General features: G+C 71.4%; 22 protein-coding genes. 7 read left to right on the top strand and 15 right to left on the bottom strand.

Annotated elements, in window-relative coordinates; all coding sequences use genetic code 11:
* The 5 genes from ALMP_RS22370 to ALMP_RS22390 are packed head-to-tail and all read right to left on the bottom strand — an operon-like array spanning position 1 to position 4,520.
* Positions 1-1,128: a DUF475 domain-containing protein gene (locus ALMP_RS22370; protein WP_264931037.1), complete on the bottom strand. Its 1,128-nt coding sequence runs from the start codon at positions 1,126-1,128 to the stop codon at positions 1-3.
* The gene (locus ALMP_RS22375; protein ID WP_264931039.1) at positions 1,125-1,526 is read right to left on the bottom strand and encodes a universal stress protein; all 402 of its coding nucleotides are present in this window, start codon (positions 1,524-1,526) and stop codon (positions 1,125-1,127) included. Before ALMP_RS22375 ends, ALMP_RS22370 begins: the two co-directional genes overlap by 4 nt.
* Positions 1,523-3,028 (bottom strand): tripartite tricarboxylate transporter permease, encoded by a 1,506-nt coding sequence (locus ALMP_RS22380; protein WP_264931040.1) that lies wholly within the window; start codon positions 3,026-3,028, stop codon positions 1,523-1,525. The genes ALMP_RS22375 and ALMP_RS22380 overlap by 4 nt, the downstream gene beginning before the upstream one ends.
* Complete coding sequence (locus ALMP_RS22385) at positions 3,028-3,561, bottom strand: tripartite tricarboxylate transporter TctB family protein (protein WP_264931042.1); 534 nt, start codon at positions 3,559-3,561, stop codon at positions 3,028-3,030. The genes ALMP_RS22380 and ALMP_RS22385 overlap by 1 nt, the downstream gene beginning before the upstream one ends.
* Positions 3,558-4,520: a Bug family tripartite tricarboxylate transporter substrate binding protein gene (locus tag ALMP_RS22390; protein WP_375803518.1), complete on the bottom strand. Its 963-nt coding sequence runs from the start codon at positions 4,518-4,520 to the stop codon at positions 3,558-3,560. Before ALMP_RS22390 ends, ALMP_RS22385 begins: the two co-directional genes overlap by 4 nt.
* A 145-nt stretch (positions 4,521-4,665) precedes the next feature.
* Between ALMP_RS22390 and ALMP_RS22395 the strand changes: the two genes are divergently transcribed.
* Both ALMP_RS22395 and ALMP_RS22400 read left to right on the top strand, forming a co-directional pair.
* Positions 4,666-6,315, top strand: coding sequence for an ATP-binding protein (locus tag ALMP_RS22395; RefSeq protein ID WP_264931045.1), 1,650 nt, complete (start codon positions 4,666-4,668; stop codon positions 6,313-6,315).
* Positions 6,312-6,989 (top strand): response regulator, encoded by a 678-nt coding sequence (locus tag ALMP_RS22400; RefSeq protein WP_264931047.1) that lies wholly within the window; start codon positions 6,312-6,314, stop codon positions 6,987-6,989. The genes ALMP_RS22395 and ALMP_RS22400 overlap by 4 nt, the downstream gene beginning before the upstream one ends.
* 9 nt (positions 6,990-6,998) lie before the next feature.
* Here the strand turns inward: ALMP_RS22400 and ALMP_RS22405 are convergent, their stop codons facing one another.
* Positions 6,999-10,904: a tetratricopeptide repeat protein gene (locus ALMP_RS22405; RefSeq protein ID WP_264931049.1), complete on the bottom strand. Its 3,906-nt coding sequence runs from the start codon at positions 10,902-10,904 to the stop codon at positions 6,999-7,001.
* Entirely contained in the window at positions 10,901-11,341 is a 441-nt protein-coding gene (locus tag ALMP_RS22410) for a hypothetical protein (protein WP_264931050.1), read from the bottom strand. Before ALMP_RS22410 ends, ALMP_RS22405 begins: the two co-directional genes overlap by 4 nt.
* Before the next feature lie 228 nt (positions 11,342-11,569).
* On the opposite strand from ALMP_RS22410, the gene ALMP_RS22415 reads away from it, so the two are divergent.
* Positions 11,570-12,094: a tetratricopeptide repeat protein gene (locus tag ALMP_RS22415; RefSeq protein WP_264931051.1), complete on the top strand. Its 525-nt coding sequence runs from the start codon at positions 11,570-11,572 to the stop codon at positions 12,092-12,094.
* A gap of 83 nt (positions 12,095-12,177) precedes the next feature.
* Here the strand turns inward: ALMP_RS22415 and ALMP_RS22420 are convergent, their stop codons facing one another.
* The 3 genes from ALMP_RS22420 to ALMP_RS22430 all read right to left on the bottom strand — a co-directional run bounded on the left by ALMP_RS22420 (position 12,178) and on the right by ALMP_RS22430 (position 14,617).
* Positions 12,178-13,329, bottom strand: coding sequence for a hypothetical protein (locus ALMP_RS22420; RefSeq protein ID WP_264931053.1), 1,152 nt, complete (start codon positions 13,327-13,329; stop codon positions 12,178-12,180).
* A gap of 192 nt (positions 13,330-13,521) precedes the next feature.
* Positions 13,522-14,046 carry a GNAT family N-acetyltransferase gene (locus ALMP_RS22425; protein ID WP_264931055.1) on the bottom strand — a complete coding sequence of 175 codons (525 nt, stop codon included), beginning with the start codon at positions 14,044-14,046 and terminating at the stop codon, positions 13,522-13,524.
* A gap of 250 nt (positions 14,047-14,296) precedes the next feature.
* A complete protein-coding gene (locus ALMP_RS22430) occupies positions 14,297-14,617 on the bottom strand; it encodes a hypothetical protein (protein ID WP_264931057.1) in 321 nt (106 codons plus the stop codon).
* A 656-nt stretch (positions 14,618-15,273) separates the two neighbouring features.
* On the opposite strand from ALMP_RS22430, the gene ALMP_RS22435 reads away from it, so the two are divergent.
* Positions 15,274-17,040, top strand: coding sequence for a trypsin-like serine protease (locus ALMP_RS22435; protein ID WP_264931058.1), 1,767 nt, complete (start codon positions 15,274-15,276; stop codon positions 17,038-17,040).
* A 129-nt stretch (positions 17,041-17,169) separates the two neighbouring features.
* Here the strand turns inward: ALMP_RS22435 and ALMP_RS22440 are convergent, their stop codons facing one another.
* Positions 17,170-18,015, bottom strand: coding sequence for a class I SAM-dependent methyltransferase (locus ALMP_RS22440; protein ID WP_264931060.1), 846 nt, complete (start codon positions 18,013-18,015; stop codon positions 17,170-17,172).
* A 399-nt stretch (positions 18,016-18,414) separates the two neighbouring features.
* Between ALMP_RS22440 and ALMP_RS22445 the strand changes: the two genes are divergently transcribed.
* Both ALMP_RS22445 and ALMP_RS22450 read left to right on the top strand, forming a co-directional pair.
* Entirely contained in the window at positions 18,415-19,941 is a 1,527-nt protein-coding gene (locus tag ALMP_RS22445) for a PqqD family protein (RefSeq protein ID WP_264931063.1), read from the top strand.
* A gap of 5 nt (positions 19,942-19,946) precedes the next feature.
* Positions 19,947-21,257 carry an acetyl-CoA carboxylase biotin carboxylase subunit family protein gene (locus tag ALMP_RS22450; protein WP_264931065.1) on the top strand — a complete coding sequence of 437 codons (1,311 nt, stop codon included), beginning with the start codon at positions 19,947-19,949 and terminating at the stop codon, positions 21,255-21,257.
* Here the strand turns inward: ALMP_RS22450 and ALMP_RS22455 are convergent.
* Positions 21,227-22,189 (bottom strand): nitrilase-related carbon-nitrogen hydrolase, encoded by a 963-nt coding sequence (locus tag ALMP_RS22455; protein WP_264931066.1) that lies wholly within the window; start codon positions 22,187-22,189, stop codon positions 21,227-21,229. The genes ALMP_RS22450 and ALMP_RS22455 overlap by 31 nt on opposite strands.
* 71 nt (positions 22,190-22,260) lie before the next feature.
* Between ALMP_RS22455 and ALMP_RS22460 the strand changes: the two genes are divergently transcribed.
* Positions 22,261-22,410, top strand: a complete 150-nt coding sequence (locus ALMP_RS22460) for a hypothetical protein (RefSeq protein ID WP_264931068.1) — start codon at positions 22,261-22,263, stop codon at positions 22,408-22,410.
* 73 nt (positions 22,411-22,483) lie between these two features.
* Here ALMP_RS22460 and ALMP_RS22465 read toward each other — a convergent pair whose 3' ends face one another.
* From ALMP_RS22465 to ALMP_RS22475, 3 genes are all read right to left on the bottom strand, one after another.
* Positions 22,484-24,094 carry an adenosine deaminase gene (locus tag ALMP_RS22465; RefSeq protein ID WP_264931070.1) on the bottom strand — a complete coding sequence of 537 codons (1,611 nt, stop codon included), beginning with the start codon at positions 24,092-24,094 and terminating at the stop codon, positions 22,484-22,486.
* 226 nt (positions 24,095-24,320) lie between these two features.
* Positions 24,321-25,352, bottom strand: coding sequence for a Rieske 2Fe-2S domain-containing protein (locus ALMP_RS22470; RefSeq protein WP_264931072.1), 1,032 nt, complete (start codon positions 25,350-25,352; stop codon positions 24,321-24,323).
* A 242-nt stretch (positions 25,353-25,594) separates the two neighbouring features.
* Positions 25,595-26,650: a GlxA family transcriptional regulator gene (locus ALMP_RS22475; protein WP_264931074.1), complete on the bottom strand. Its 1,056-nt coding sequence runs from the start codon at positions 26,648-26,650 to the stop codon at positions 25,595-25,597.
* Between the last annotated feature and the right edge of the window lie 29 nt (positions 26,651-26,679).

Genomic DNA, 26,679 nt, shown 5'->3' on the forward strand with positions numbered 1-26,679 from the left:
CTACGTCCCGGCCGCCGCCGGAGCCGCCTGTGCCCCGTCCGCCGCGAGGGTCCTGTTGCGGCGGACGGACGTCAGGAACGAGGCCGTGATCAGGGCCACTCCGGCCAGGCCGGTGATGATCTCGCTGATCTGGTGCTCGATGGTGACCAGCAGGATCACCGCCAGCGTGCCGATCGCGTAGTGGGCGCCGTGCTCCAGGTGGACGTAGTCGTCCAGGGTGCCCTGGCGGACCAGGTAGACCGTGAGCGAGCGGACGTACATCGCGCCGATGCCCAGGCCGAGCGCCATCCAGAAGATGTGGTTGGTGATGGCGAAGGCACCGATGACCCCGTCGAAGGAGAAGGACGCGTCGAGGACCTCCAGGTAGAGGAAGAGGAAGAACGCGGCCTTGCCTGCGAGGGCGACGACCGACACCGGCCGGCCCTCGGCCCCGGCCTTCCGTTCCTCCTCCTGCGCGTGCTCCTCCTCTTCCTCGAGCTTGTCCTCGAAGTACCCGGAGAGCCCCCCGACCACGAGATAGGTGATCAGACCGGCGACACCGGAGAGCAGCACCGTCGCCGTCCGGTCCGCGTGGCCCGTGCTGACGTGGGCATCGCCGGCGAACGTCATCGCCGAGACCAGCAGCACGGTCAACGCCACGCACACCGACAGCATGTCGACCTTGCCCAGCCTGGCGAGCGGGCGCTCCAGCCACCCGAGCCACTTGATCTCCCGGTCCTCGAAGACGAAGTCCAGGAAGATCATCAGCAGGAACATGCCACCGAAGGCGGCGATCGCCGGGTGGGCGTCGGTGACCAGGCCCTCGTACCGCTCCGGTTCGTCGAGGGCGAGCCGCACCGCCTCCACGGGGCCGACCTTGGCGCTGACGGCGACGATCACGACCGGGAAGACCAGCCGCATGCCGAACACCGCGATCAGGATGCCCAGGGTGAGGAAGATCTTCTGCCAGAAGGCGTTCATCTTCTTCAGGATCCCCGCGTTGACGACCGCGTTGTCGAAGGACAGCGAGATCTCCAGGACGGACAGGATCAGGACGATCCCGAAGGCCTCCCAGCCCCACTGCCACGCGGCGAAGGCGAGACCGAGCGCCGTGACGGCGAAGGACCAGCCGAACGTTCTCAGGATCATTCCTGCCCCGCCGCCTTCACCGCGAGCACCGGGCAGAGCGCCCCCAGCAGGATCCGCTGCGCGGCGGAACCCATGATCAGCTTGCCGACCGCGCTGCGCCGGCGCAGCCCGATCACCACGAGCGACACCCCTTCCTGCTCCGCCAGATCGACGATCTCCTCGGCGGCGTCACCCCCGCCGAGGACCTGGCGCACGTCGAAGTCGATGCCCAGGGCGGCCAGGTCCTCGCGGACATGGGTCAGATCGGGTTCCTGCGCGAAGCGCGGGTCCACATAGGCGTCACCGCGTGAGGTGTTCACGACCAGCAGCTTCTCGCCGCGCAGCCGCGCCTCGTCGATCCCCGCCCGCAGGGCCGCCTCGCCCTCGGGCGAGGGGACGTATCCCACCAGGATGGTCATGCTCGCACTCCCTCTCGGGACAGTGGACGTCGGACGAACCGCCGCAGCAGCGGCCACACCAGCACCAGGGCGATCACCGTGTAGACCGCGTAGGACACCGGCCCGCCCACCAGCCCGGACAGTTCGCCGCCGGACAGTTGCAGGGACCGCCGCCCCTGGAGTTCGGCCCGCGGGCCGAGGATGACGCCGACGATCAGCGGCAGCACCGGCAGCCCGAACCGCCGCATCGCGAACCCGATGAGTCCGAGGAGCAGCAGCAGGAACAGATCCAGCGGCTGCGCGTTGACGGCGTACGCGCCCATCGACGCGAAGAACAGGATCCCGGCGTAGAGATAGGGACGGGGGATCCGCAGCAGCCTCGCCCAGGCGGGCGCGAGCGGCAGGTTCAGCAGGAGCAGCAGCAGGTTGCCGATGAACAGGCTGGCGATCAGCACCCACACCAGGCTCGCCTCCCGCTCGAACAGCAGCGGGCCGGGCTGGATGCCGTACGACTGGAACGCGGCGAGCATGACCGCGGCGGTCGCGTTCGTCGGTAGGCCGATGGCCAGCATCGGCACCAGCGTGCCCGCGGCGGAGGCGTTGTTCGCCGCCTCGGGACCGGCCACCCCCTCGATGGCGCCCTTGCCGAACTCCTCGGGGTGCTTGCTCAGCCGCTTCTCCGTCGCGTACGACAGGAACGTCGGCAGCTCCGCGCCACCCGCCGGCAGCGCGCCGAACGGGAACCCGTACGCCGTGCCCCGCAGCCAGGGCTTCCACGACCGCTTCCAGTCGCTGCGGCCCATCCAGGGGCGGCCGACCGGGATGACCTCGGCGGGCTTGCGCCGCAGATGCGCGGCCACCCACAGCGCCTCGCCGACGGCGAAGATGCCCACGGCGACGACGACCACGTCGATCCCGTCCGCCAGCTGGGGTATCCCCAGCGTGAGCCGCTGCTGTCCGGACACCGCGTCGATGCCGACCAGGCCGATCGTCAGACCCAGCAGCAGTGAGATCAGACCGCGGACGCGGGACGCGCCCAGCACGGACGTGACCGCGATGAACGACAGCAGCATCAGCGCGAAGTAGTCCGGCGCCCCCAGGCTGACCGCGAAGTCGACCACGAACGGGGTCACCAGCACCAGCAGCAGCGTGCCGATGGTGCCCGCCACGAAGGAACCGATCGCGGCGGTCGCGAGCGCCTGCGCCGCCCGGCCCGTCTTGGCCATCTTGTTGCCCTCGATGGCCGTCACCACCGACGACGACTCCCCGGGGGTGTTCAGCAGGATGGAGGTGGTCGAGCCGCCGTACATGCCGCCGTAGAAGATGCCGGCGAACATGATGAACGCCTGGACCGGCTCCATGCCGTAGGTGACCGGCAGCAGCAGCGCCACGGTCATCGCCGGGCCGATGCCCGGCAGGACGCCGACCGCGGTGCCGATGACGACGCCGACCAGCGCCAGCAGCAGGTTCATCGGGGCGACGACGTCCGCGAAGCCCTGCATGAGGTTGTTCAGGTTGTCCATCACAGGATTCCTTGCAGGACACCGGCCGGGAGGTTCACACCGAGCCCGATCGCGAAGGCGTAGAACGTGGTGAGGGACAGCGTCACCGCGATCAGGAGGTTGCGTACGTAGTGCCGGTTGCCGAGGGCGAAGGCCGTTCCCCAGAACAGCAGCGTGCCGCTGATCACCCAGCCGAGCGGCTCGATCAGCAGCGCGTTCGCCACGAACACGCCGGTCAGCAGCAGGACCGTGCGCCAGTCGCCGCGCTGGGACAGGTCGACGTCCTCGCCGGCCTCCGGTTCACCGCGGCCGCCGCGGGCCACGTCCACGGCGTACACGGCGGCGGCCACCACGAGCAGGACGCCCAGGATCAGGGGCACCGTGCGCGGTCCGACCGGGTCGGTGCCGCTGGTGACGTGCGGGATGTTCAGCCCGTCCACGATCACCGCGGTGCCCAGCAGGGCGAGGAACGCGCACACACCGTACTGTGCGCGGTCCTTGCCCTCGGGCGGACGGGTGTCCCGCGTGCTCAGCTCGTCCGTCGGGGAGCTCATGCCAGGCCGAGCTCGGTCAGCAGGCCGGCGACGGACTTGTCCTGGTCCTCCAGGTAGGTGGTGAACGTGTCACCGGTGACGAAGGCGTCGGTCCAGCCGCGCTTGGTCAGCTCGGCCTTCCACTGCTCCGAGTCGTGCATCTTGGTCAGGGCGTCGACCCAGGTCTTCTTCTGGTCGTCGGTGATCCCGGGCGGGGCGACGATGCCGCGCCAGTTGGTGAAGACCAGGTCGATCCCGGAGTCCTTGAGCGTGGGGGCGTCCTTCACGGCGTCGATCGGCTTCTCGCTGGTCACCGCCAGCACCCGGACCTGGCCCGCCTCGATCTGGTCGAGGAACTCGCCGTATCCGCTGGCGCCGAAGGCGACCTTGTCGCCGAGGATGGCGGGCAGCAGCTCACCGCCGCCGTCGTAGCTGACGTAGTTGACCTTCTTCGGTTCGATGCCGACGGCCTTCGCCAGCTGCATCGGCAGCAGATGGTCCGGGCCGCCCGGCGACGAGCCGCCGCCCACGGCCACCTTCTTGGGGTCCTTCTTCCACGCGGTGACGAGGTCGTCGATGGTCTTGTACGGGGAGTTCTTCGACACGACGATCGCGCCGGCCTCCTCGATCAGCTTGGCGAGCGGCGTGGTGTCGGTCAGCGTCGCCTTCGACTTCGAGGTGTACGCGGCGCCGACCACGCCCAGCCCCATCTGCATGGCCAGCTTGCCGTTGCCCTTCTCGTTCACCAGGCGCTGCAGGCCCACGGTGCCGCCGGCGCCGGGCAGGTTGTACACCTGCACGCCGGACGCCACCTTGGAGTCCTGCATCACCTGGGCGACGGTGCGGGCGGTGACGTCGTAGCCGCTGCCCGGGGTGTTGGGCACCATCAGCCGCAGACCGGTGACGGGCTTGCCGCCTCCGCTCCCGCTCCCCGACTCCTCCTTGTCCGCGGTGGCGCCGCAGGCGCTGACGGCGAGCATCGACACGGTGGCAAGAGCACCGAGAAGTGCGGCTCTGCGAGATCTCATGGCTCATCTCTTTCGCTTGGGCGAGTCCGGCGCCATGATTGTGCGGTTCCTCGGACAGCCCGTCTGCCTTGTGTGACCATTGAAGGTTGAGTTCATAGTGGTCGTTGCGTCACGTCGCCATACCCTCGCCGGTGAGCTGCTGGTATTGCAGCTCGCCATCGTGGTGATCGTGCTGTTCGCGGTCGCCGCGGTGTCGCTGGCACAGTCCAAGGCGACGTTCGACCGGGTCGAGGGCCGGCGGGTCACCGCCCTAGCCGAGGAACTGGCCGGAAATCCCCTGTTGCGCAGCCAGCTGGTCCGCCCCGTCCCCGCCGAGACCCTCGCGCCGCTGTTGCAGACCCGGCTCACCCAGACGAACGTCACCTCCGTCACCGTCGCGGACGCGTCCGGTGAGATCGTCGCCGCCACCAATCCCACCCTCGTCGGGACCCGGCTGCCGGTCTCGGGCCCCAGCGTGGCGAAGGCGCGCGGCTGGTCGGGGGAGCTGGCGGTGGGCGGGGTCCGTGAGCTGGTCGCGCAGGTCCCGGTGCTCGGCGACGACCCGGACCACATCGGGAAGCACCTCGGCACGGTCATGATCGGCCGTGTCTCACCGACGGTCTGGCAGCGGCTGAACGGCGCCTCGTCGTATCTGCTCGCCTACCTCGGCATCGCCAGCGTCCTCGGGGTGGCCGGCTCCTGGCTGCTGGCCCGGCGGATCAAACGCCAGACCTTCGGCCTCGAACCACGCGAGATCGCCGGCCTCGCCGAACACCGCGAGGCCATGCTGTTCGGCATCGCCGAGGGTGTGATCGCGCTCGACCCCCAGCTGAGGCTCACCCTGGTCAACGAGGTCGGCCGCAAGCTGCTCGACCTGCCCGAGACCTGCGTCGGCATGAGCCTGGCCGACCTCGGCATCCAGGGCAGGCTGTACGACGTGCTGGCCGGGACCGGCGGCGAACACGGCACCGAGCGGCGCGACGAGGTCGTGGTGCGCCGGGGCCGGGTGCTGGTGATGAACCGGATGGACGTCACCAAGGACGGCCGTCGGCTCGGCTCGGTCACCACCCTGCGGGACCGCACCGAGCTCGCCCAGCTGGAACGGGAGCTGGGCTCGTTCCGCAGCAGCACCGAACTGCTGCGCGCCCAGGCCCACGAGTTCTCCAACCAGCTGCACACCATCTCCGGGCTCATCCAGATCGGCGAGCACGACGAGGTCGTACGGTACGTCCGCGCCCTGCGCCGGCACCGCGAGTCGCTCGACCTGACCCTCACCAGCCGGGTCCGCGACCGGGCCGTCGCAGCGCTGCTGATGGCGAAGTCGGCACTCGCGGCGGAACGCAAGGTCCGGCTGCGCATCTCCGAACGCACCGCCCTCGACCGGCTGGAGCCGACGGACTCCGCGGACGTGGCGACGGTGCTCGGCAACCTCGTCGACAACGCCCTCGACGCGGCCGCGGCCCCCGATCGCGAGGGCGACGCCTGGGTGGAGGTCGAGCTGCGCCAGGACGCCTCCAGCGTGGAGATCGTGGTCCGCGACTCCGGGCCGGGCGTGGCTCCGGAACTCGCGCAGGAAGTGTTCGCCCACGGCTTCACCACGAAGGCCGCGCAGGGCGGGGACCGGGGCATCGGCCTGGCGCTCACCCGGCTGGTCTGCACCCGCAGGGGCGGCGAGGTGTCGGTGTCCAACACGCCGGAGGGGGCCATGTTCACCGCCTGGATGTCCGTAGGTCAGCTCATCGGTCGGGAGACGGAGGAAGTCGGATGATCGACGTACTTGTGGTCGAGGACGACTTCATGGTGGCGCGGATCCACCGTGGATTCGTCGACAGTGTCGAGGGTTTCCGGGTGGTCGGGACGGCGGACTGCGGGGAGCGGGCGCTCACCGCCGTCGCGGAACTCCAGCCCGATCTGGTCCTGCTCGACCTGTACCTGCCCGACATGTTCGGTCTGGACGTCGTCCCCCGGCTGCGCGACGCCGGCCACGACTGCGACGTGATGGTGATCAGCGCCGCCCGTGAGGCGGAGGCGGTCCGGGGCGCCGTCCGTCAGGGCGTCGTCGACTACCTGCTGAAACCGTTCGACGCCGACGACCTCAAGGACCGGCTGGAACGCTACAGCTCCCGCCGCAGCGGCCTGAGCGCCGGCACGGTCAGCGGACAGGCCGACGTGGACCGGGCACTGGGCCGGGTCGCGGCACCGACGGTGGCGCCCACCCTGCCGAAGGGCATGAGCGTGGAGACCTCGGAACTGGTCGAGCGCACCCTGCGCGCGGCCGACGGCTCGCTGTCCGCGGCCGAGTGCGCGACGCGGGTCGGCATCTCCCGCGTCAGCGCGCGCCGCTACCTCGAACACCTCACGGTCACCGGCCAGGCGGAGGTGTCGCTGCGCTACGGCCAGGCGGGCCGCCCGGAACGCCGCTACCACTGGCGCGTCCGGTAGCGGGGCCGGTCACCGCACGGCGAGGGTGTGGGCCAGCCGGAACAGTTCGCGCAGTCGCGGATCGTCGCTGTGGGCCGAGGCCAGGGCGGACACCTCCGCGTCGCCGAGCGGGACGAGCGGACGCCGCAGGATCGAGGCGGGGTGGTGCAGGTCGTGCACCTCGGTGACCCGGTCCGTGGACCGCCGCCGTCCCCAGGCCGTGACATCGCGATGGCCGGACCAGGCGACGAACCGCCCTCCGGGCGGCGCGACCACCGTCTTCGGCAGGGTGCCGCGGCCGGCGACGACATCGGGGGCGGCGCACGCTCTCAGGCCGTCGGTCGTGTCGAAGAAGCGCACACGGTCCTCGCTGTGCGCGATGCCGCAGACGATCCCCCAGGCCGGCACGGCGGCGAGCTCCGACAACGGTGGTGTGTCGAGCCGCGCGACCGGCTCCAGGTCGGTGCCGTCCAGCTCCCAGAGCATCACACCGCCGCGCCGCCCGGCGGTCAGCAGCAGATCCTCGTCGGCGAAGACGAGGTCCCGCACACCCGTGTGGTCGCGGGGCACCGCGGCGGCGGCCAGCACCTCGGAGAGTTCCGCGTCCGTGGCGATGAGCCGTTGGCCGTCGCACAGGACCAGCCCGTCGCCGTCGGGTGCGACGGCGGTCCGGACGGCGGATGCCAGCCCCCAGTCACGCAGGTCCACGTTCCGCAGGTGCCCGCCGCCGTCCTGCACGAGCGCCCTCGGTGCGAGGGCCAGCCCGGCCACGAACCCCTCGGCCGTGGCCACGACGTTCGTCCCTGACAGGCGTTTCCCACGGGCCAGCACCGTCGTGCCGTCGGGCCCGTGACGGACGAGCTCCATGCTGTTCTCCCGCCCCTTCGGCGACCGCACGGCCACCACCTCGGCTGGTCCGAGGCAGGCGAAGGACCAGTGGTCGACGGAGCCACGGGACAGCACGGTCCGACGGCCCGTGTCGATGTCGAGGGTCTCGATGACCTCCTCGGCTCCCTCGCTCCCGCGCGGGTCCGGGCCGGGCTCGACCGTGGCCACCGCCAGGACGGCGCTGCCGGGCTCACGGGAGAAGGAGCAGTACCGGGCCGACCACAGGTGGAAGTCCTCGGGCAGCTCCGTCGTGGCGGCCCGCGCGGCGTCGGCGATCAGGGCGGCGGTCCGGCGGACGGGCGTGGCGCGCAGCCAGTCCAGCAGGGAGCGGTCCGCGGGAGTCGAGGGGGACCAGCGCCGCCGGGGGATGCGCCGCACCAGCCGCACCGCGTCGGCCAGGGGCGCCTCGCACAGCAGCTCCCAGAACTCGGGCCAGTGGCCGGTGCGGAGGAGGCGGTGCGCCTGGTCCTCGAGTTCCCGCGGCGGCAGGGGCCGCCGGGGAGGCGACAGCGGCCACCAGCCGTGCACGGTGAGGGTGACGGCGGGCCAGTGGTGGACGTAGTCGTCGAGGTTCACCGGCCGTGAACGGGCGTTTTCCTCCGGATCGTCCGGCAGACCGGCCGCCCGGCGGGCCCGGTTCAGCTCGCGCAGCGTGCCCGTCAGCTGACCCCCGTACGTGTCGGGCGACTCGTCGGCCAGACGCCGCCATACGGCGACGGCCTCGCCGCCCACCGCCACCGCCTCCTCGGGACGGCCCGCGTCGAGGAGTCCGTCACGCAGCGAGCCCAGGGCACGGCCGTGGGCCTCGGCGTAGCGGTGGGGGTGGGCCTCCGTCAGCCGCCGTGTGATCGCGACCGCCTCCCGCGCCGCGTCGACGGCCTCCGTGAAGCGGCCATCGGCGGACAGCGACCGGTACAGCGCGACGAGCGCCTCGGAGAGCGCCGTCTCCTCGACCAGCAGACCGTCGGCCGTCAGCCGCCGGCTCAGCTCGACGGCCTTGCGCGGGGCGTCGGTCCCCTGCGGTGGTGTGAAGGTCAGGGCGGCCGCGTTGGTGAGGGCGATCGCCAGGCCCCGACGGTACTGGGGATCGTGCTCGGCGAGAGCGCGGTAGATCTCCGTCGCCCGGTGGTTGGCCCGGTACGCCTCCTCCCACTGGCCGGCCCGCTCCCGGTAGATGGCGACGTTGGCGAGCGCGGTGGCGAGATGCGGCTCGTACTCCGTACCGTCCGTGGCGGCGAGGCGTTCGAACAGCTCCAAGACCCTTTCCTGGGCGTCCAGGGCCTCTGCGTTCCGTCCGAGGGCGTTGAGGGAACTCGCCACGTTCGTCAGGGCACGGCCGAGGTGTTCCTCGTACTGCTGCGGGTCGCTCGCGGCGAGTTCGCCGAACAGCTCCGCTGCGCGCTGCGCGGCCTCCAGCGCCTCCTCCGTGCGGCCGAGGTCCTTCAGGTAGTTGCCGTGATTGACGTAGAGCTTGGCGTGGAGGAACGGGTCGTCGGTGGCGGCGAGCCGGTGTTCGAGCAGGCGGACCAGGACGGACGCCCGTCCGACGGCGAGGTCCGCGGGGACGGGTTCGGGAAGCCGGGCGGCGATGGCCTCGAGCAGGCCGGGCGCGATGTCGGGCAGCCCGGCCAGGGCGGTGAGGGCGGCGCCTTTGGCCGCGACGGCGAGGCCGGGGTCGGCGGACAGCCGAGGGTACAGACAGGAGGGCCCCACGTGCGGCCACCGCCCCGCCGCGGCGGCCAGCGCCGTGACGGGCCGGGCGGGTCCGGTGCCGTGCCGCAGCACGGTCGCCGCGGTGTCCGCCGCCCACGGCTGGGACGGGTAGTCGGCGGGGTGCCCGGGCAGCGTGAGGGCGACGAAGTCCTCGGCGAGGCGGTCGGGGTAGAGAGGTTCGAGAACGGTGTCGCCCGCGGCGGCGGGCGGCGGATAGCAGACGGCGTGATCGGCGAGGACCTCGGCGGTCGGGTGGTCCAACCGCAGGTCGTCCACGAGCAGGGCGCCCCGCTCAGGGGGCTGGGCACCGCCCAGCGAGGCGGCGAAGACGGTCCGGTTCATCACCGGGGGCGGTGTGGTGATACGCCCCTGACCCCGCTTGTCGTGCAGCAACGTCCAGGCCAGCTGCTCACGGTCCAGCAGGTAGACGGTCAGGCCCGCCAGGTCCTTCGGCGCCCGACGGCCGGTGGCCCGGGCGTCCACCGCGACCAGTGCGGCCATGTGCACGGCGAGCGTGAGGCCGAAGTCGGGATGCGTCAGCTCCGGCCGGTCCCGGGGCGGGTCGAGCCCGTACCGGGCGGCGAAGCCGTGCAGGGCCGCCCGGAACATCTCCAGCCGGCCGTCGGTGACGCCGCGCCCCGGGCCGTCGGTGACGCCGTAACCCCGGCCGTCCACGTGGCCGTGCTCCGGGCCCTCGGCGCCGTGCTCCGGGGCGAGCGGCGGCAGTTCCTGCGTGGACGTGGCCACCTGCTCGTTGCTCAGGGCGGCCCGCAGCGCCGGCCAGGGGGTCGTGTCGCGCGCCACGAGGAGGACGCGGGTCGGCACTCCGGGCCGGTGCAGCAGGGCGTTGCTGAACAGCCAGGTCAGACTGGTCAGGGCCCAGCGGTCGGCATAGTCGACCAGGAGCAGCAGCCCGGCCGTGTCCGTCAGGCGCAGGTCCTGACTGCCCGGCGGGGGCAGGACGCTGCCTGGCCCCTCCACGGCGGTGACCACTTTCCAGCCCAGCGACCCCATCTCGTGGGCCAGTTGGTGGGCGAGCCGCGTCTTGCCCTGGCCGCCCGGGCCGTGCAACCAGCGTGCCGCACGCGGCGGCCCCTCGGCGCACCAGGCGCGCAGGGAGGCCAGCTCGCCCTCCCGGCCGGTGAACGGCACCACGGCGAAACGGGCGTTGAGCATCCGGCTGGGCTGCTCACTGAACCACGCCGGGTCGGGCTCCTTCGGGGCACGCCAGGTCCGCAGGAGATAGAGCGGGGTGCCGTCCCCGAAGACATGGATGTCCGCGCCGACGGCGCCGTAGGCGAACCCACCGGTCGCCGTGACGTGCTGGGTGCTCACGGCCGGGGGTCGGGGCGATCGGCCGGCGGTTCCTGATGGATGATCACATTGCCGCCCTGGACCCCGAAGGCCTGGCCGTGGTCGCGCGCGTCGACGTGCTGGACCCAGTTCTGCTGCGCCCGGGGCAGCGCGGTGGTCAGTCGCCGCGTCAACTCGTCCATTTCGTCGACGGCTTCCGGATGAGCGAGCAGGAACTGCTCCAGGCGCAGCCGCCAGGCCGGCAGCAGACTCCGCCGTGCCGCGTCGGAGTCGTCCGCGGCACGCACCAGCGCGGCCTCCTCGTCCAACCGCGCGGCCAGCTGCGCCGGTTCGTCCTCCCGGCCGCGTCCCATCACCCGCAGCATTCCGTCGCGCGCGGCCTGCCAGGTGTCCGTCGCCATCGCCGCGACCAGGGCCGTGGAGGCGGCCGCGGCCAGCGCCGCCATCGAGTCGATCATCGGCTTCCTTCCCCCGTGCTGCCCATGTGTCCCAATCGTGCCACCGACACCGGGGCCGGGGCAGCCCGCTGTCGGACAGTTCCGGCCCGACGCCGGGCCACGGGTTGCCCCGCGACGACTTGCGGGTAAGTGCCCCAACCCGGAGCACCGGTCGCGGAGCTGGAGGTGGTCGCGATGTGGAGGAGCAGACGGCGCGCGGATCACGGAGGCCTGAACAGACAGTTCGCCATGGCACGTTCCCTGTTCGACGAGGGTGCCCACGAACAGGCCGAGAAACTGATCCGTCAGCTGTTACCGGACTACGAGGCCGCGTTCGGCAGGTACCACGTGGACTCGATCGGGCTGCGCAACCTGCTCGGCTCGGCCCTCTACGAGCAGCGCAGGCTGCGCGAGTCCGCCGCGGAGCACCGTGAGGCGATGGAACGCGCCACGCGCGTCCTCGGCGCGGACCACCGGGACACCCTGGGCTACGCGCACAACTACGGCGCCGCGCTGGCCGTCCAGGGCCGCGCCCGCGAGGCGATCGCGGTCCTGGAGGACACCCTGGGCCGCCGGAGCCGCACCCTCGGCCCGGGGGATCTGGCCACTCTCGCCACGGCGAAGGCGCTGGGCGCCACCCTGTACACGGCCGGCGCCACCGCAAGAGGGGTGGCCGTGCTCCAGAAGGCGTACGAGGCGAGTCTCGGTCTCCCCGCCGGGCACCCCGTCCGGGAGGACATCGCCAACAACCTGCGCATCGCGCGGGGGTGGTGACGCCCCCACACGCACCTCGACGGGCAGCGTGGACGGCTCGCCTTCTACCCGGGCACCCTGCGGGGCGCTGCCGGGATGCCCAGTCAGCAGATCGACTGCGTGCTGTTCACCAGCCTGATGTTGCGGAACGTCGTGTTGGTGCCGCACGGGCTCTCACGTATCGACGAGTTGGTCACCGTGAGGTTCTGGACGGTGATGTCGGAGTTGTTGGGGAACTCCGAGCGGGCCGCGAGCCGGATCTCGCCGCCCCCGGTGACGCTGCCGCTCTGGGCCGCCAGATTCACGTTGTAGCAGTTCTCGATCAGGACCGCGTTGTTGCCGGTGTTGGAGAGGGTCACCCGGTCGATGACCGCGCCTCCGCTCTCCGAGACGCAGAAGACCCCGCGCCCGCCGCCACGGGCGACGACCTCCCCGACGCGGATGTTCGTCGGATAGCCGCTGCCGATCCGGCCGTTGCGGTTGGCCATGCGGAAGGCCGCGTAGCCCGTGCCGGTGCCCGCGTTCTCCGCGTCGACCTTGCCGACCGTGGCGTTGACGGTCTGGTTCAGCAGCAGCCCGGACTCGCCGACGTTGCGGGCGGTCACCGTGCCGATGGTCAGGCCGTCCACGCCGTACGTCTCCACCGCGTGGCTCCTCGCGCCGGAGACGTAGACGTTGTCGATGCGGACGTTCCGCGTCCACTGGCTGGTGTCGCCCCGGTTGTCGATGCGCACGCCCAGGCCGGAGGAGAGCCGCATGTCGATCTGCCCGAGGACGACGTTCTGCACGTTGCGAAGGAAGACGCCGTACAGCGGGCTGCCCGTGAGGTTGAGGTGTTGGACCTCCACGTCCCGGGTGCCCCGGGAGTAGACCGGGGCCTGGTCGCCGGTGCCCGAGCCGGTGACGTTGATGGTGCCGCAGACGGCCAGCGTGGTGTAGCTGGGCAGGGAGATGCGGGAACCGGCGGACATGCTGCCCGAACCACGCACGACGACCCGCTCCTTGACCGTGCGGTTGGCGGTCAGGCTGTTCACCGCCGCCTGCACGGCGGCGCGCAGGTCGGTGCCCGTGTAGACGGTGCTGCCGCCGCGCCGGGCGGTCCAGGTGCCACCGTTGAGCACCGCCTCGGCGTGGAAGGAACCGTCACCGCACGCGGCGAGGGAGGGGGCGGCGGTGGCGGGCGCGGACAGCGGGCCGGTGGCGGCGAGGAGAGCGATGGCCCCGGTGGCGGCGAGGAGTGCGGCTCTGCGTCCCATGAGGGTCTGTCCTCTCGTCGATCCGATTCGACTGAATCGATTCATCCTGTGGGGCGGGTGAGTCTGGCAACACAGCGCCACGGGGTCAATGGATGGAACACATGTGGGTGTTGAGCACCGAGATCGCGCCCGCTTCGGCTGGGGCGCGGGCCCCACCGGTGTCCGACGGCGGCCCGCGAGGTGTCCGGCCGTTCATTCCGGTCGGCTGGGCGGCCCGTCCCGACGGCGCGTCAGCACCCGCGTGGTGCTGCCGTCCTCCTCGGTCACGTCCCTGACGTGCTCGAAGCCGATCCGGTGCAGCACGGCCAGCGAGGCGCCGTTCTTCGCCGCCACGGTGGCGTGCACCTCGGTGAGGCCGAGGCTGCCGAAGCCGTAGGCGGCGATCGCCCCGGCCAGTTCTGTCCCCAGACCCTCGCCCCACACAGTCGGGGCCAGCGCGTAGACGATCTCGTGGCCCCGGACCTCGTCGGTCGGCTTGATCTCAGCGTGTCCCACCAGCAGACCGTCCCGGCGAACGGCCCACACGTCGAACAGGTTCCGCGCGTAGACCTTCGTGAAGATCCGCCCGAACAGGGCACGGTCCTCTGCTTCGGCAGCGGGGCCGTCCCCCATCCACCGCGACACCCTCCGGTCCTGGAACAGGGCGACGAAGGCCTCCTCGTCCTCGGGGACGTACGGCTCCAGCAGCAGGCGCTCGGTGCGCAGAGTAGGGCTCATGGCCGGCGAAGCTACCGAAGCGCCCCGCGCGGTCGCCAGCGAATTCCCCGGAGCCTTCACGGAGTCCTGGGAAGGATTTCCGGCCTGTGGGGCGGCGGTCTTTCCATATTTCACGGATCGGGGATTTGTCCGGCCGCCGGGAGAATCGGCTTCTCGCTTCCGGCGGGTGAAGGCATGCCGGACACCGGAACAGAGCTGGCCCGGAACCAGTAGGTCTGGGTCCGGGCCACGGCGCGTACCGGACGCGGGTTCAGCAGGGGTGGAACTGCACGAAACGCTCCCCGGCCCACCACGGCATGGTGGCGGTGACCTTCTGGCCCGGCTCCAGGGTGTAACACTTGTCGGCGATGTAGTGCTGGCCCTGCCGGTTGTACTCGACCTTCACCTGCTGGGTCGTCGTGCATTTGTTGGTGATCTCGAGGAAGACCGTGATCATGAAGTACTCCCTGCCCTCCACGCAACTGGGCACGGCCTCGGCCGTCGTCCCCGCCGCCTGCGCGGGGCCCTGTACGGCGCCGACCAGCGCGAGCCCGGCCACCGCGGCCCCGATCGCTCGGACGATCCTGCTCATCTAGATACCTCCGGGGGTTCACGCGAATGAGGAATCCGCCCGGCCGTGCGAATTCACCGGGCGGGCGGGAATCCATCCAACGCAGCCGGCGGCGGCGCCTCAACGGCAGATCAAGGAATTAACTGTGGGCGCCGGATGTGTACATACACGAACACCCGGAATTCGAGGACCGTGACGCATTTTCAGGTTCCTCGCGGGCCACGGCCTCCAGGGCTTCCCGGTACCGGGGGAGGATGTTGCCGATGCGCTCCATGCGCACCCGCCATCGGAAGAGGTCCCGTCGCTCATGCGGTCGACGGTCCGCCGTTGCCGTTGTCCCCGCGCTTGCGCAGTGCCGTGCTCGGTCCCTCCTCGGCGGCAACGGGCTGCTGCCGCCCCACGTACGGGAGATGACAGGGCGGGCTCGTTTGTGCCCGTGATCCCACCGGCCACTGGCGAACCGTCAGTTGACGCGCGTATCATCACCGAATCGAGGTGGGGGGGTTCCACCGCAGTGCCATGAGAGGCCGGGGGGTCTCAGCTCAGGCCTGCCCGTATGTTCTTCGCGCCCCACCGATGGCCCAGTTCTCACCGGTGGGGCGGTTGCGTTCCGCCGGTACAACCCGAGGGGTTACCGCGTGCAGATACGCACCCGTGGTGGTCGGCACAAGCGCCGCATGACACTTGCCGCACCGGCCGCCGCCGTCGTGCTCGCCCTGGGCGGCACGGCGCTGACGATGTCCGGCTCGCACGCCGCGGAAGCCGGCGAGCGTCCGGAGATCACCGCCTCCCAGCAGAAGGCCGCTCCGCTCTCCCAGAAGGAACTGCGCTCCCGTGCGGTCGCGGCGATGAAGGCCGACGTGGCCAGCAAGGAGAAGCTCGTCACCTCGCCGCTGTCGGCCCGGACCACCGCGCCGGCCACGCGCATCATCGGCGGCAAGGAGACCACCATCTCCGCGGCGCCATGGATGGCCCAGCTCCACTTCGAGGACGCGGAGGGCAACGGCTACTTCTGCGGCGGCGTCGTCGTCGCTCCGTCGAAGGTCGCCACCGCCGCGCACTGCGTCAAGGGCATCAAGTGGTACGAGACCGGCACGGTCATCACCGGAACGGACCAGCTCCCCACCGAGAACCCCGACGGCAGCTGGGACTTCCACGGCGGCGAGCTGCGCGGTGCGTACCGTCAGTGGAACCACCCGCAGTACAGCCCCGTCACGATCGACAACGACGTGGCCGTGCTCACCCTGACCGCTCCGGTCAAGGCCAAGCCGCTGCCGATCATGCAGAACACCGACACGGCGCTCTACACCCCGGGCACGGACGCCAAGGTGTACGGCTGGGGCCGCACCAGCTCCACCGTCCCCAACAGCGGCTCGCAGACCCTCAAGGTCGCGGACGCCGACATCAACTCCAATGCCGCGTGCCAGGCCGCGTACGGCTCGGACTACATCGTCGGCCACATGATCTGCGCCGGTGCCCCTCCGACCGGTGACGACGCCACCTCCGAGACCACCTGCAACGGTGACTCCGGCGGCCCGCTGGTGGCCGGCGGCAAGCTCGTCGGCATCGTCTCCTGGGGCGACATCGACTGCTCGGCGCCGGGCAAGTACGGCGTGTACGCGAAGGTGAGCACGTACGCCGCTCCGCTCCGCGCCCGGGTCAACGACGCCAACTGGAACGCCGACCACACCGCCGACCTGCTGGCGCGCCGTAAGTCGGACGCCACCCTGTTCAGCTGGCACTCCAAGGTCACGGGTCTGACCCGCACCCACGACCTCGGCAACTTCGGCAACGTCAACCTGCTCGTCCAGAACGATCTGAACGTGGACGACTACGACGACCTGCTGTACCGCATCGGCAACGGTGACGTGTACTGGGACCACTACGTGCCCGGGCCCAACGGCGCCGAGGGCGACTGGCAGTTCAAGCTCGTCGCCAAGGGCTGGGGCAGCCACAAGCAGATCCTCGTCCCCGGTGATGTCACGGGCGACGACAAGCCCGACATGCTCGCGGTGAACTCCACCGGCTACCTCCACATCTACGCGGGCAACGGCGTCGGCGGCTTCGCCGCGCCGAGCCTGGTCGGCGGCGGCTGGGGCCAGTACAACGCGGTCCGCGGCCACGGTGACTTCACCAACGACGGCAAGGCCGACATCCTCGCCCGCAGCTCCGACGGCTCGACCTACCTCTACAAGGGCACCGGCAAGGCCTCCGCTCCGTTCGCGGCCCGCCGTCTCGTCGGCAAGTTCACCACCAGCAGCTTCAATGCTCTGATCACCGTCGGTGACGTGAACAGCGACGGCCACGCGGACCTCCTGGCCCGTGACTCGGCCGGCAAGCTCTGGCTGTACCCGGGCAACGGCAACGGTGCCGCGTCCGGCGGGATCTTCGCCGCACGCAAGGACTTCGGCACCGGCTGGCAGGCGTACAACCTGTTCGGCTGATCCGTCCGAAACCGCAGGGTGACAAGGGTCTGTGCGCTTCGTGTCACACACGGGGCGCACAGGCCCTTCGCTCGTCACCACCTGGGCCTGCGGCTCAGCCCGGCCCCCTGAGCCGCCGCGACGGCGCCGTCACCGCCCGCCGCGCGGCCTGCGCCAGATCATGATCTCGGTGGGCGGGAGATGCTCCGCGAAGCGGTCGTCGGGTGACGCCTGTCGCAGGACGGCCCGCAGGTCCCGCTCGAAGTCCGCCAACCGGTCGCCGAACAGGTGCGGGGCGGAGTCGGAACGGGAGAACACCCACGCCACGACGTCGTCCGCGGCCCGGTCGACCACGTCCCCGGCCGGCACGACATGCCGTTCGAAGTTCTCGAAACCGGCCCGTTCCAGGACGAGGTCCTCCCGGTCCGGCGTGCCGTTGACGAGCTTTCCCCGCCCCGCGCGGCGCACCGGCCCGAGATAACGGCGCACCAGCTCCCGGATCTCCGCGTACGGGGGAGCGGGCCGCGGCAGCGGCGTCGGTTCGGCGGGCGGATTCTTGAAGTCGCTCAGGTGGACGAACGCCCCTCCCGGCTCCAGCATCCCGAGCACGGTGGCGGCGACACGGTCACGCTCCGTCCAGTGGAAGGACTGGGCGAACACCACGGCCCGGAACTCGCCCAGACCGGCCGGCAGGTCCTCGGCACGGGCGGTCACCCACCGAATGTCGGTCACCCCGAGGCGTGCGGCCTGTCGCCCGGCCTCGGCGAGCATGTCCGGGTCCGGATCGACGCCGACCACCTCGGTGAAGAACCGCGCCATCGGCAGCGACACGATGCCCGGCCCGCAGCCCACGTCGAGGAGCCGGCCCCGGCCGTCCAGGCCCAGCGCCGTGGCCAGCGTGTCGGTGAAGCCCGGAGCGTACGGCAGCCGACCGCGCTGGTAGTGGGCCGCGCTTCCCTGGAACAGCGTGCTGTCCCACTGCCATCCGTCGGGCATGACGTCTCCGTTCCCTGAGGTCGGTGAGGCCGCCGACTGTACTGAACGCGGCATATGGAGCACGGTCCTGCCGTCGCTCGTCAGGCCGGGACGTCGAGGAACGGCAGGACCGCCCCGGCCGGCGGCGCGGATACGCGGACATCGTGGTACGTGCCTCCGCTCGAGAGCTCGCGCTCACCGAACGGGCTGTCACGCACAGTGAAAAACCGCGCGCGGTCCACCCGTTTGGCCTAATTCTCTTCATGTTTCAACCTGCAAGGCCGGTCGCTCCCGGCGATTCCCGTGTCAAACCCGCCGGGCGCACATGCGCGGCCCGGCGCCGCTGGTGAGACTTCTGAACCGTTGGGCCACCATCCGGCCGCACACCGGCGGCCAGGTCGGCAAGGGATGGAGAAGCTCATGAAGAACTCATCGGCCACCGTCTCCCGCGGTTCCCCCGACGCCCTGTCCACCCGGCGCAAACAGGCGCTGACCAGCCTGTTCTCCTTCCTCTCCCCGAGTGACCGGGACGCCGTCACCAGGTCCGCCGAGCGCCTGCGGAGCACCCTGCGGGAGCAGGGGTCCGCAGACAGCGGATGCGTCCTGGTCGCGTACGGGGGAGGCAAGGACAGCAGCTACACCCTCTCCTTCGTACGGGCGATGCAACTGCTCCTCGCCGACCGGTACGGACACACCTTCACGCTCCGGGCCGCCACCAACCGGCACGCGGGCATGCCGCGCGCGGTGATGGAGAACATCGACCGGGCGTACCGGGCCCTGGACATGCACACGGATCCGGCCTGTGAGCTGCTGATCATCGACGGAACAGAGGTTTCGCCGTTCCGGGTCGACGCGCCGCCGTCGCCCACGGTGACCGCCCGCAACCGCCTCGACATCCTGATGACCGGGCACCGTACCGGTGCCGACGCCCGCCCCACGTTCTGCAACGCGTGCAACCTGAGCATGGCCAACGCCTTCGGGGTCGCGGCCGCTCACGGCACGGGCGCCGACGTCATCATCACCGGTGACTCCGCCGACGAGCAGCGCGCGTACACGGCCTGGATCAACCGGCTGGCCCGCCAGGTCCCGCGCAAGGAACCGACACGGCGGGCAGCGGGGTTCCCCGAGGTGCTGGACGCCCTGGACGATGTGGCCCAGGCCTACTTCCGCGACATCCACGGCACCGACGCCGCGGCGTCCGAGGCCGAGCACGCGGTCCAGTCCTCCGTACCGCCGACCCTGCGCTTCTTCTCCATCTACGGGGACACCGACTACGACGCCGGAAGCCACTGGGACCTCCTCACCCGCCACCTGGGCTTCGTCTTCGACGACCTGGCGTTCAGCTTCACCGAGTCCGACTGCGCCAACCCGGCACTGATGGCACACCTGCGGGGCCTGAAATGCCGGCACGTGTACGGCCGTGACTACCGCGAGGGACTCCAGGAGTACGTCGGCTTCGCCCTGGCTCTGATGCGGCGCAAGGAGTTCCCGCAGGCCCTGGTCGACATGATGGCGGAACGGTACGCCGCCACGGACGCGCACGAGACGCTGCGGGACCGGGTCAACGCCTTCGCCCGCGAGGCCTACGGGCTGGACGAGGAGCAGCTCATCTGTATGGTCCACGCGCCGTTCACCGCCCGCGGCGCCCATCTCGGCCGCTACCTCACGAGCCGGGCCGCGCACCTCGCCGGACACGAACGGGCCATCCGCGCCCTGCTCACCTCGACGGCCCACGACCCGGGGGAGCGGAACGCGCGCAGCCCCCTCACCGCGAAGCTGGAGGAACTCAGCGGCCTGCGCCTGCACCAGCTGCGGATCCTGTACGGCAGCGACATGCACCCCCCGCTGGTGCGGAGCATCCTCCAGGGCGACCCGCACAAGGCCGCCATCCGGACCCGGCACGCCCCCGAGGGGCCGGAGGTCACCGAGACCATCTCCGGACGGTGAGTGCCATGACCCTGACCCACAACGCGTTCGTCCAGGTCGGCGCGGCCCGCGACGGACTGGACCCGTACCTCGCCTGCGCACGGCGGCGCGAGATGCCGGCGGTGCTGGTGGAGACGCCCGCCTACCTGGCCTGGCGCCGCAAACTCCGACGACGGCCCTTCGACGCCGAACTCGCCGTGCCCGCCCCCGAGGACCCGCAGCAGGTGGCCGCCGCACTGCACGCCGCCGGCGTCGCCCCGGCCCTGGTGCTCGCCGGATTCGAGCGGTACGTCGAGGCCGCGTTCCGTCTGGCGGCCCAGCGGCACGTGGCGCCGTGGCCGTACGTCGGCCCCGCCTTCCGCCCGCCGGACAAAGCCGGGCAGCGCACGGCACTGAGCCGTCGCGCACCCGAGATACCCCAGCCGCCGTACGTCCACATGCGACTGAACGGCACCGCGCCCCGCCTCCACGACGGCGACGGGGTGTGGAAGGGCACCGCGGCGACGCTGCGCGAACTGGATTTCCCGCAGGTCGTGAAGCCCGTCGACGGGGGCGGTGGCCTCGGTGTGCGTCTGGTGCGGGACGAGACCGAGCGCCGGCAGGCCCTGGCGGAGGCCGCCACGGCCGCCAACTACGGAGGGGCGGCGTTCACCGGCCTCCTGGTGGAGGAGTGCGTCACGGGTACGGAGTACTCGCTGCAATGCCTCGCCTGGGAAGGCAAGGCGCACGTTCTCTGTGTCTGCGAGAAGGTCGTCCTGCCCGAGGAGGACGGCGGCCTCCTCGGCTTCCGGGAGAGCGGCCACATCGCCATGGACGCGGACCAGGCGCCGCCGACGCTGCGGGAAGTGGCGCAGGCGTGTGCCGAGGCCACCGGCTATCGCGAGGGCCCCTTCCACATCGACCTGATCCACAACGCGCGGGGACCGCACTTCCTGGAGATGGGTTTCAGGCTCTCCGGTTTCGGGCTGGTGGCCCTCGTCGGACGCGCCACCGGGCTGGACTGGGCGGAACAGGCCTTCGCCGCCCACGCGGACCGTCAGGAGCCGGCCCGGCCGAACGGCGACACACGACGCCGGGCCGTCGCCCAGCTCGTCGTGACCCGCCCCAAGCAGCTGGAGCGGGCCGAGCGGCTGGCCGCCGAGGACCCCCGGGTGCGGGTGGAAGCGGCCCCCGCGGCCCCCGGCACGGAGGAGTTCACCGGACCCGACCTCGCCTCCCTCGCCCCCGACCGTCAACGCCACGCCACGATCCTCGGCAAGGTCCAGCTGGAGGACGACAGCACCGACCGCCTCCGGAGCCGGCTGCGCTACTGCGCCGCGGGCGGGCAGGCGGGCTGATCGCTGTGGTCGCACAGCACCACGCCCTCCTTGGAGCGCTCGTCGACATGGAGCGTGAACACGTCCGGCCGGGCGTAATGGCCCGTCACATCCAGATCGAAGCGGGCTCGGGCGAGTTCACCGAGGTCCAGCTCGGCGATCAGCGTCCCCTCGGCGTCCCGCAACGGACCGGCCAGTACGTCCCCGAGCGGCGAGACGATGACACTGCCGCCCCCGATCAGCACGGTGTCCGGTTCCTCGCCCTGCACCGGATGCACATCGGCCGGCAGATCACCCCGCAGCAGGTACTGGCAGGCGCTCAGCACGAAACACCGGCCCTCCAGCGCCACATGACGCATCGACGCCTGCCAGTTGTCGCGGTCGTCCACGGTCGGGGCGCACCAGATGTCCACGCCCTTGGCATACATGGCCGTGCGGAACAGCGGCATGTAGTTCTCCCAGCAGATCGCCGACCCCAACCGCGAACGGCCGGTGTCGATCACCGGGAGCGTGGAGCCGTCCCCGAAGCCCCACACCAGACGCTCGGCCCCGGTCGGCATCAGCTTGCGGTGCTTGGCCAGGAAACCCCCGGGCCCGAAGAACAACGCCGCACAGTGCAGTGTCCGGCCGCTCCGCTCGACCGCGCCCACCACCAGATGGCAGCCCAGATCCCGGGTCAGCGCGGCCAGCGCCTCCGTCTCCGGCCCGGGCACGTCGATGGCCGACTCCCAGTAACGGCGGAACTCCTCCCGCCCGGGAGCCGTCCGCCTGCCCACCGTGACCCCGAAGTCCAGGCCCTTGGGATACCCGCCCAGGAACGCCTCCGGCAGCACCACCACTTCGGCGCCCTGCCGCACCGCGTCGGCCACCAGGTCCAAGGCCTTGGCCAGCATGCCGGAGGTGTCGAAGAGCCGGGAGCCCGCCTGCACGACGGCGGCCGTCACATGAGTCATGCCAGAAATGTACGAGCCCGCGTGTCCGGCGGCGGCAGCGACGCGGAGACGCGGAGAAGGGAAGCACGCCGATGAGGACGACCGACACCTATACCCGGCTCATCGAACTGCTGGAGGCCAGCGACGCCCGGTACCGCCTCCTGCACCGCTCCCCGGAAGGGCGCGCACCGACCGGGCCGGCGCCCTGCGCGGCCACCGCCTCGAACAGGCGGACTCCGTGACCGCGCCATGAGCGGCGCCGGCCGGCCGCCGCTCGGCCGACGGCGCGGGTCACGGACGTCGTGGGGCCGGCTGTCAGAGGCCGGTGGCGACGGTCTGCTCGAAGCGGCGGAAGGCGGTCTCCTGGCGCCACTGGGCGGCGGCCTTCGGGCTGGTGTCCAGCAGGCGGCGGCAGGCCGGGCCGGGGTCCGCGGCGCCGGGGCGCGCGGACCGGCAGGCGGCGGTCGTGCGGTAGCCGTCGCGGGTGGGGTTGCCCCGCCAGAGACTGGCGCCGGGAAGGAAGGCGTACTCCAGGGAGGCGCGGGCGAGGTCCTTCAGCTCCGGGTAGGTCAGGCCGTAGGTCGCTGCGGCGTACTGGTACTCGTGGCTGATGTCGATACGGCTGATGCCGGGGTCGTCGGTGGCCAGGACGACGGGCACACCGTGGGCACGGTAGGTCCGGAAGGGATGGCTGTCGCCGCGGACACCGAGGATCTGCGCGTTGCTGGTGAAGGGGACCTCCACGGCGATCTCACGCTCGGCCATCGTGCGGGCGGTGCGCTGCCAGTCGTCCTCGTGGACGAGGTCGACGCCGTGGCCGATCCGCTCGGCGCGGGCGACGTCGACGGCTTCCTTGATGTGGGACTTCAGGTGCTCCGGCTTCACCAGACCGGGCCACAGCTCGCCCGCGTGGAGGGTGACATGGGCCTTGGGATAGACGCCGCGCAGATGGTTCAGCATGCGCATCTGGAGGCTGTAGTGGGCGAGGGAGCTGTCCCAGTCCTCGGGCTGGACGAGATTGACGGCGACGAACCGCGGGTCGCGCTCGGCCAGGCGCATGCCGAGGGCCATCTGGGTGAAGACCCGCTCCGGTGAACTGCCGCGGGAGACCTGGGAGATCCAGCGCACGGGCAGACGGCAGGCCGGCTGGGGGCTGCCGCTGTCGCAGCGGGCGGCGGCGCGGAACTCGGCGTCGGCGTCGTCGGCCTCCTTGCGGGCCTCGGCGACCAGCTCGTCCAGCTTGCCGCCGGCCGTCAGCTTGCCGTGCAGCCTGGCCAGGTCGGCGTCCCAGCCGACCTCGGTGGCGAGGTTCTTCGCCCCGTCGGAGGCCGGGCTGACCATCGTCTCCAGATAGAACTGGTTCTGCGTGGCGACATCGTTGGCGACCTGGGCGAGGAGCTTGCCGCGGTGGCGCCAGGTCACTTCACCGAACTTGCCGAAGGCGTCGAAGAAGTGGTCATGGCCGTTGCCGCCGGGCGGGAAGTCCTGCATGGACCAGGCGCGCACGATCGCGTCATGGAAGGCGCGGTCGGTGCGGGCGTCGGCGGCGGGGCGGGTGCCGGCGCCGCACGGCGGGGCGACGGCGGTCATCGTCGCCGTGTCGACGCACAGCCCGTCCTCGGCGGCCAGCTCGATCAGGTACTCGGTCCTGACCGCGCCGGAGAGGTGGTTGTGCAGTTCCCCGCCCTTGGGCAGGCGGCGGAAGAAGTCACGCAGCAGGCGCCGGTCACCGCGGACGGCGTCCATATAGGCAGCCGCGCCCGTCTCCAGCGCGGTCGTCGGACGCGGGGGAGGCGCGGCTCGCTCGTCACCGGGCACGGACCCGGCGGCATGGACGGACGTCGAGGAGAGCAGCGTCAAGGCGCTGAGGCCGGTGACGGCCACGGTGAGGGTCCGGCGCGAGAGACCAGGAATGCGGTGAGTCACAGGAGGATGATCGCCAGCGCGGGCGGTCGGAACCCGGTTCCGGGGCGGTGTGTGCGGGGCGATCACCCGGGCGGGTGATTCACTCGCACGCGTGAGCCCATACCGGCGGCATGCCACGGGAGTTGGCAGCGGAACGCGCACCTGCGCGGTGGAGCCCACCGAGCCCGCCGGGGGAGTCCGGTGCGGTGCGCTGCGACAGCCGTCCGCGCGGACCGGAGGCCGCGGCTCACGCCGGGTCGGGCAGGTGCCCGGCGGTCGTGTCGGACGGCGGGTAGAACTGGGCGTACCAGCGGCGCAGTGCCCTGATGCCCCGTTCGTGGGAGAGCAGGACCGGGCGTGGCTGGTGGATCTTGTGGTCCCAGATGCGGACCTCCTCGCGCACCTCGGCCAGCGCTTCCGCGCGGAAGACGAGTTTGAGGGCGGGTGCCAGGAAGGGCAGTCGCGGTGGCTTGCGCAGGTAGTAGAGCATCCGCATCTCGCTGGTGCGGTCGTCGACGGGGGTGGTGAGGGCGACGGCGGTCACCGACAGGACCGGGCCGTGGGCGCGGACCACCATGACGCCCGGCCCGTACATGAACGCGTCGAAGGTGTTGTCGATGTCCCAGCCGAGGACGCGCCGGCGGATCCGGCCGCGGACCTCGGCGAACGGGCCGTGCGTCCGCAGCTCCTGGACAGGGGGTTCGCTCTGGCCGTGGATGAAGTGGAAGTGGGACTCGTCCACGATGTTCTCGCGCATCTCCTGGACATGGACGCGTGCCCGGCAGACGTCGTCGATCGGCCGGGCGAAGTCACGGGACACCGTCTCCGGGATCTCCGGCACGTCCCACGACGGCTCACCCGGCCCGACATGGACGAAGACGAGCCCGCTGTGCTCCCGGACCGGGAAGCCGCCGAGGGAGACCTTGGGGGTGCGGGCCGCGAACGGGGCCTTCACGCACCGGCCGTCCGCGGCGAACCGCCAGCCGTGGAAGGGGCATTGCAGAGTGCCGTCCACGACCTTCCCGCCGACGCCGAGGTGCGCGCCGTAGTGCGGGCAGTACGCGTCACGTACGGACGCCCGACCGTCCGTGCCGCGGAAGGCGACGAGGGCTCGTCCGAAGTAGTGCAGGCTGACGACCCGGCCCGGTCGCAGCTCCGTGCTGCGGAGCACGGCGTACCAGCCGTAGGGGACGGACGGCATCGGGTACGCGTCGGCGCGCGGGTCCCGCGGCACGGCCGTGAGGCCGCCATGGCTGTCATGGCTACGACGAAGTAACATGCGCCGAGGCTAACGTCGCGCCCAGGTCCGCGAAGGCGAAATGCGGGCGGCGGTGGTCACTTGGCGCGGATCGGCGCACCCCCGTCACCGGCGCTCCGGAAGCTGCTCGACGCCGAGCACGACGACAGTCCGGTGATCGAGGTGTCCGTCACGAGGACGCGCCACCTGATCGACGGCGCCGAGCACGACCCGGCCGGCTTCCTCACGTCGGCCGATGCCTGGGCGGCTCGGCACCTGCCCGACTACGCCTCCCCGGTCACCGCCGCCCTCGCGCGGGCCCTCTCCCTTCCCTCGCCGGGCCGTACCACCGAAGCCGGGAAGGCCCGCCGGTAGTCGCCCGGTGACACCCCGACGTGCTTGAGGAAGTGGTGCCGGAGGTTGTTGGCCGTGCCGAGGCCGCTCAGCTCGCCCACCTTCTCGATCGGAAGGTCCGTCGATTCCAGCAGTGTCCGGGCGCGCCCCAGACGCTGCTCCAGGAGCCACTGAAGCGGAGTCGTCCCGGTGGCCGCGTGCAGCCGCCGGTAGAAGGTGCGCGGACTCATCGCGGCCCGCCGCGCCAGGTCCGCCACCGTCAGCGGGCGGTCCAGGTGAGCCCTGGCCCAGTCCAGAACGGGGGCCAGTCCCTCGTCGTCCCTCGTCGGCACGGACAGCTCGATGAACTGGGCCTGCCCGCCGGGCCGGTGGGCGGGCACCACCATCCGGCGGGCCAACTGGTTGGCGACATGCGCGCCCAGGTCGCGGCGCACCAGATGCAGGCACAGGTCGAGCCCGGCGGTCAGCCCGGCGCTGGTGAGCACATCGCCGTCGTCGACGTACAGCACGGACGCGTCGACCCGCACCTTCGGGTAGCGCTCGGCCAGTTGGGCGGTGTGCATCCAGTGGGCGGTGGCACGGCGCCCGTCGAGCAGCCCCGCCTCGGCGAGCGCGAAGGCCCCGGTGCACAGGGAGACCATGCGCGCGCCCGCGTCGTGGGCGCGACGCAGGGCCGTGATGAGCTCCGGCGGCAGCGGGCTGCCCTCCTCGACGCAGGCATCGGGCACGGAGGGCACGATGACCGTGTCGGCGCCCACGAGATCGTCCAGACCGTAAGGGGTCCGCAGCGCCAGCCCGGTGGCGCCGGCCGGCGCGCCGTCCCGCGCTCGCGGTCCGGGTCCGCACAGCCGCAACTCGTACCAGGGATCGGCCAGATCGGACTGCGGCTTCCCGAACACTGTGCAGGGGATGCTCAGTTCATAGAGGTCCCAGGAGGGAACCCCGATCTCCTCGGTCACGACAACGGCGACAGAACCCACGCTCATGCCCTGAAGGCTATGGCAGGAATTTGGTG

This window comes from Streptomyces sp. A012304 (assembly GCF_026008495.1).
Lineage (GTDB): Bacteria > Actinomycetota > Actinomycetes > Streptomycetales > Streptomycetaceae > Streptomyces.

Bases quoted from the DNA above. Each gene is read 5' to 3' on its own strand.
- ALMP_RS22370 (WP_264931037.1), bottom strand. From the start codon at position 1,128: ATGATCCTGAGAACGTTCGGCTGGTCCTTCGCCGTCACGGCGCTCGGT.
- ALMP_RS22375 (WP_264931039.1), bottom strand. From the start codon at position 1,526: ATGACCATCCTGGTGGGATACGTCCCCTCGCCCGAGGGCGAGGCGGCC.
- ALMP_RS22380 (WP_264931040.1), bottom strand. From the start codon at position 3,028: ATGGACAACCTGAACAACCTCATGCAGGGCTTCGCGGACGTCGTCGCC.
- ALMP_RS22385 (WP_264931042.1), bottom strand. From the start codon at position 3,561: ATGAGCTCCCCGACGGACGAGCTGAGCACGCGGGACACCCGTCCGCCC.
- ALMP_RS22390 (WP_375803518.1), bottom strand. From the start codon at position 4,520: ATGCTCGCCGTCAGCGCCTGCGGCGCCACCGCGGACAAGGAGGAGTCG.
- ALMP_RS22400 (WP_264931047.1), top strand. From the start codon at position 6,312: ATGATCGACGTACTTGTGGTCGAGGACGACTTCATGGTGGCGCGGATC.
- ALMP_RS22410 (WP_264931050.1), bottom strand. From the start codon at position 11,341: ATGATCGACTCGATGGCGGCGCTGGCCGCGGCCGCCTCCACGGCCCTG.
- ALMP_RS22415 (WP_264931051.1), top strand. From the start codon at position 11,570: ATGGCACGTTCCCTGTTCGACGAGGGTGCCCACGAACAGGCCGAGAAA.
- ALMP_RS22420 (WP_264931053.1), bottom strand. From the start codon at position 13,329: ATGGGACGCAGAGCCGCACTCCTCGCCGCCACCGGGGCCATCGCTCTC.
- ALMP_RS22425 (WP_264931055.1), bottom strand. From the start codon at position 14,046: ATGAGCCCTACTCTGCGCACCGAGCGCCTGCTGCTGGAGCCGTACGTC.
- ALMP_RS22430 (WP_264931057.1), bottom strand. From the start codon at position 14,617: ATGAGCAGGATCGTCCGAGCGATCGGGGCCGCGGTGGCCGGGCTCGCG.
- ALMP_RS22435 (WP_264931058.1), top strand. From the start codon at position 15,274: ATGACACTTGCCGCACCGGCCGCCGCCGTCGTGCTCGCCCTGGGCGGC.
- ALMP_RS22440 (WP_264931060.1), bottom strand. From the start codon at position 18,015: ATGCCCGACGGATGGCAGTGGGACAGCACGCTGTTCCAGGGAAGCGCG.
- ALMP_RS22445 (WP_264931063.1), top strand. From the start codon at position 18,415: ATGAAGAACTCATCGGCCACCGTCTCCCGCGGTTCCCCCGACGCCCTG.
- ALMP_RS22450 (WP_264931065.1), top strand. From the start codon at position 19,947: ATGACCCTGACCCACAACGCGTTCGTCCAGGTCGGCGCGGCCCGCGAC.
- ALMP_RS22455 (WP_264931066.1), bottom strand. From the start codon at position 22,189: ATGACTCATGTGACGGCCGCCGTCGTGCAGGCGGGCTCCCGGCTCTTC.
- ALMP_RS22460 (WP_264931068.1), top strand. From the start codon at position 22,261: ATGAGGACGACCGACACCTATACCCGGCTCATCGAACTGCTGGAGGCC.
- ALMP_RS22470 (WP_264931072.1), bottom strand. From the start codon at position 25,352: ATGTTACTTCGTCGTAGCCATGACAGCCATGGCGGCCTCACGGCCGTG.
- ALMP_RS22475 (WP_264931074.1), bottom strand. From the start codon at position 26,650: ATGAGCGTGGGTTCTGTCGCCGTTGTCGTGACCGAGGAGATCGGGGTT.